Below are 5131 nucleotides of genomic sequence, written 5' to 3' on the forward strand. Positions count from 1 at the left end.
ACGTCACAATTAATGTATATTGCTTTTCCGCCGGCAGTTTCTATCTCTTTAACTGTCTCAGAACCTGCCTGGTCATTTATATCAAGTACTGCTATTTTTGCTCCGAACTCTGCAAGGCGCAGGCATGTACCTCTGCCTATACCTGATGCGCCTCCTGATATCATTGCAACTTTTCCCTCAAGGGAAAGAAGTTTAAGTGCTGATTCTGAAATACCCGGCATATCTCCTCCGTAAATTTTAGTTTATTTTATAAAATATGACACTTGTTTTCCACACCTCAGAGGTCTCCGAGACCTCTGAGGTGTACTGACTGCAAACGATTGCGAAACTCTTTCCGTAAAGATAATAATGAAAATCTGTCTTTCAAAATTATTTTACAGAACCCGGAAAAATATGTCTGTTTAAATAATTTGTCAGTAATGTCCGAAGATGCCTTGTAGTATTTTTACCCTCATATATCCCGTGGGATCTGTTCGGATACACCATCACTGAGAACTGTTTGTTATTTTTAATAAGTTCATTTATCAGCATCTCTGTATTCTGATAGTGTACATTATCATCGCCTGTACCGTGTACAACAAGCAGGTCGCCTTTTAAATTCTTTGCAAAAGTAATGGGTGAACCCATTTTGTACTCTTCCGGATTTTGCTGAGGCAGGCCCATGTAACGCTCCTGATATATTGTATCATACAACTTTTGATTCGCTACAGGTGCCACAGCCATACCCGCTTTATAAAGTCCGGGATATCTGAACATCATGTTAAGAGTCATTGATCCGCCTCCGCTCCATCCCCATATACCAATCCTAGTAGAATCAACAAAACTCCAGCTCCTTACAATTCTGCACGCTGCAGCCTGATCCTTTGATGCAATAACGCCGACTCTTTTATAAATACACTTTCTCCAGCTTCGCCCTTTTGGTGCAGGAGTACCTCTGTTGTCAACAGATATAACAATATATCCCTGCTGTGTAAGCATCAGATACCACAGGTAACTTTTTCCTCCCCACCTGTTTAAAACAGTCTGTGCAGCAGGCTCTCCGTAAACATAAAAGAGCACAGGATATTTTTTTACAGGATTAAAATTATACGGTTTCATCATCCAGTAGTCAAGTTTTACGCCGTAATCCGTTTTAAGGCTGCTGAACTCAACTGTCCTGCGTTTTAATATGTTAAATTTCTCTCTTAATTTATGATTATCAACAAGTGTTCTTATTCTCTTATGATCCTTCAGCCTGACAAGATCAATTACCGTCGGATTTTCAAATGCCGAATATGTATGTATTGCCCATTTTGAATCAGGTGATATCTGGTAATAATGGGTTCCTGCCTCTTTTAGAGGGGTCAGCCGCTGCGCGTTTCCGGTTCCGTCCAGATTTGTTTTAAAAAGATATCTGTTAAAAGCATTATTCAAAGAAGCAGAAAAATAGAGCTGTCCGCCTTCAGGATCAACCTTCTCAACTCTGATTACATCATAATCTCCCTTTGTAACAAGATTCATCCTGCCTGTTGAAAGGGATACAATATATACGTGTCTCCACCCGTCTTTTTCGCTTACCCAGGTAAAACTCTTCCCATTGTCAAGCCATACAATATGTTCATTTACATCAACCCAGGCACTGTCCCTGTCAGTAATAATTGTTCTGATATCTCCGGTTTCTGCATCTCCCTCTGTTACCTGATTTTGATTCTGAAGTCTGTTTAATTTCTGGAACAGAATTTTGTGTGAATCCGGAATCCATTCCATCTTTGCTATGTAGAGGTTTCTGGGATATCCCTTAACCTTCATCCATACAACAGGGCCGCCATCAGATTGTACAACCCCGACTCTGCATGCAGAATTTGTTGTGCCTGCTTTCGGGTACTGTACCGGTATAATTTTTGAGTAGATTGAGTCCGTATTGTTTATCATGTAAAAAACACCTACACCGCTTGCATCAAACTGCCAGAAAGCAATGTACTTTCCGTCAGGGCTCCATCTGAACCCGTCTCTAAGGCCGAACTCCTCCTCATAAACCCAGTCTGAAGTTCCGTTAATAATTGTTTTTGATCCGTCAGATGTAAGCTGAGTAATTTTATGCGTAGTTAGATTTTCAACATAAATGTTGTTCTCTCTTACATAAGCTGTTCTGGCTCCGTCAGGAGAAAATTTTGCGAACATCAGGGTTGAAGGTTTTGCATGCTCCCCGCCCAGTTTAAACAATTCCTTTGTCTTTAAATTATAAACCCAATAGTCCCCTCTTGTATTTCTGCGCCATACTCTTTTTGTATTTGTAAAGATCAAAAGTTTTGATCCGTCCTTTGACCAGATGTAATTTGCAATTGTAAGAGGTTTGTCTTTATCTTTGGGGATAAGGTTTTTCGCAGAAACCATAACAGAACGTCTACCGCGCACAGAATAGAGCACAATATCTCTTCCGTGTTTTACATCTTTTGACTGTTCCAGAGTTGTATATCCTCCTCTGTGCATCAGCCATCTTGCAGGGCCGAACCAATCGCCGTTGAATTCTTTGGAATTGTAGATACGGTCAATTGTTAAAATACCGGGATCTGCTTGCTGTGCTGAAAGAGCAGCAGCAAGAAGAAGAGTCAGCAGAATAATAATCTTTTTTGCTTTCATAACAGGCCTCTTTAAAATTATTTACTGTTAAAGATATTGTATCCAAAAAATACAATAAAAGTTTGTAGGATTCAAGGAGAAAAATTTAAACTTTGCAGACTTTATAACTTTCAACTATATGAACTTTATAAACTACAAATATTTCGTCTCTGACGGGACTTGAGGGGATCATTCCCGTCCCGATTTTCTTTAAGAATAAAATATAATAATCAGAATCGGGATTATCGGGAATCCAATTAACATAATTACATTTTTTTGGAGATAAATTTACTTGCTTCTTACACTTTTTGGGAGTATATTTAGTATATCAATACAATTTTTGGGGGATAAAAACAATTATTCTCTGCACTTTTATGGAGATAAAAATGATACGTACCATGTATAAACAACTACTTAATTGGAAGAAAAGCAAACATCGCAAGCCTCTGTTATTACAGGGCGCTCGTCAGGTGGGTAAAACCTTTCTCGTAAACAAGTTCGGAAAAAACGAATACAGTAATTTTATTTATCTTAATTTTGAGCAAAACACAGAACTTCATACACTCTTTACAGGTAATCTGGAACCATCGAACATAATAGAGAATATAAGTTTATATCTCAACAAAAAAATCAACTCTGCTGACACTTTAATTTTCTTTGATGAAATACAAACAGCTCCGGATGTGCTTACCTGTCTGAAATATTTTTATGAACATGCTCCTGAGTATCATATTATTGCAGCAGGTTCATTACTTGGAGTAAGCGTTGGTAAAAAAACCAGTTTTCCTGTAGGTAAAGTCAATTTTTCAACTCTTTACCCTATGAGTTTTATAGAGTATCTGGCTGCTTTTGCCCAGGAACTTATTGCAGAAAAATTAAATAATATTCAATACACAGACTCCCTTCCAGAAATAATACATCAAAAATTGCTTAAACATCTGAAAATGTATCTTTATCTCGGAGGAATGCCTGAAGTTCTTGATGTATATCTTAAAGAAAAAGATATATCTCTGGCAAGAAAAATTCAATTGGACATTATTGAAGCATATCAGAGGGATTTCTCAAAATATGCAGACAGCTCTCAGGCAATAAAAACATCCGAACTCTGGCATTCAATACCATATCAATTGGCAAAAGAGAATAAAAAATTTAAATACAGCGATGTTCGCAGAAACGCACGGTCTGCTACCTTTGAACAAACCATCCACTGGTTGAAAAATACAGGATTAATAAATATTGCTTATAATATAAAAGTGCCAAAAATTCCTCTGTCAGGTTATGCGGATTACTCCAAATTCAAAGTATATACACTTGATTCAGGGCTACTCGGAGCAATGCTTAATCTTACACCCGAAATTATAATAAAACCTAATGCTCTGTTTTCTGAGTATAACGGAGCTTTCATAGAAAATTTTGTTGCATCCGAACTAATTTCAGCCGGAATTAAAAATTTATATTACTGGACATCAAAGAGCGATGCTGAAGTTGATTTCATTATTGAACAGGAAGGAAATATCTATCCATTGGAGGTAAAAAGCGGTACAAACAGAAATATAAAAAGTTTAAGAAGCTATGCGGAAAAATATAAACCTGAATTTATTATCAGAACTTCCCCAAGAAATCTTACAGTAGATAATGATTTTATAAACATACCACTTTATGCAGTTTGTACAATAAAGAACTTAATTGGCATGACAGATACTACAGGTGTCCTGTAGATAGGGCCTCCTGGAAAAGCCATTTCAGGCATGCTGTTCAACTATTTGGTGCTCTTTGACAATTTTCTCCTGCACCAAACTTACCTTCTATCCGGTCCTGGGTTGCCATCTCTTTTCTGAGTGCTCTTTTCTTGTGTTTGGTGATCAGTGCACCGATGACCAGACGCGCATATTTATCAAGCATTATCTTGATAAACATTAAGATGTTATGACTTTTCCAGGAGGCCATAGTTAACTGCCAATTGTACAATAAAAGGAAGTCAACTATTAATCCTTTAACATGATAATATTTATCTCAGAAGAAATTAACAGTTTATTGTAATCAGTAATTTCAAGTACGCTTCTTCTGAAAATTATTATTCATCAAACCTAATCAGATTACTGCCATAATTTTCATGAGATAAAACTGCGCCGCATTTTTCCATGTATTTATACCAAAAGTTCCGAACCTGAAAATATTTTTGAGAATTCCCCGCAATTGCTCCTGTTACATAAACCTTTACACCCTTTAAATCAGGGATTCGTTTATTTTCCTCCTCAGCACTAATAATTGAAGTTATCCTGGTATCTGTTAGATTTTCCTTTGTAAATCTGTAAAGTTTTGAATCCTCCAGCATGTCAGACATAATTACTAACACTTTTCTATGCTGATCATAAGACATAAAAACCCTTTCGGCTGTCTGCAATGCTCCCATTATTTCTGTTTTGAATATCTTCCTGTGATAATCCTTTATAGTCTTTTCTGCAACTGTTAAAAGCGAATCCTTCAGAAAATGAAACCTTTTATTAAATAATTTTTTCTCAGGTTTTTGAAA

5 protein-coding genes are annotated in these 5131 nt (G+C 36.9%); 1 reads left to right on the plus strand and 4 read right to left on the minus strand.

The genetic code is table 11. The features are described 5' to 3' along the window. The coding region (locus J7K93_03825; protein ID MCD6116121.1) for an SDR family NAD(P)-dependent oxidoreductase at positions 1 to 221 on the minus strand (221 nt) is incomplete at its 3' end. Positions 222 to 369: 148 nt separating this feature from the next. Beyond that, on the minus strand, positions 370 to 2619 hold the full coding sequence (locus J7K93_03830) for a S9 family peptidase (protein ID MCD6116122.1): 2250 nt from the start codon (positions 2617 to 2619) through the stop codon (positions 370 to 372). Positions 2620 to 2984: 365 nt separating this feature from the next. Between J7K93_03830 and J7K93_03835 the strand changes: the two genes are divergently transcribed. Further along, on the plus strand, positions 2985 to 4316 hold the full coding sequence (locus J7K93_03835) for an ATP-binding protein (GenBank protein ID MCD6116123.1): 1332 nt from the start codon (positions 2985 to 2987) through the stop codon (positions 4314 to 4316). Between the two features lie 37 nt (positions 4317 to 4353). Here J7K93_03835 and J7K93_03840 read toward each other — a convergent pair whose 3' ends face one another. Together J7K93_03840 and J7K93_03845 are read right to left on the minus strand one after the other, a co-directional pair. Next, positions 4354 to 4545, minus strand: a complete 192-nt coding sequence (locus J7K93_03840) for a hypothetical protein (GenBank protein ID MCD6116124.1) — start codon at positions 4543 to 4545, stop codon at positions 4354 to 4356. A gap of 127 nt (positions 4546 to 4672) precedes the next feature. Next, positions 4673 to 5131 (minus strand): hypothetical protein (locus J7K93_03845; protein ID MCD6116125.1); only part of this gene is annotated, 459 nt, incomplete at its 5' end.

This window comes from bacterium, from assembly GCA_021158245.1.
Classification (GTDB): Bacteria; Zhuqueibacterota; QNDG01; order QNDG01; family QNDG01; genus QNDG01.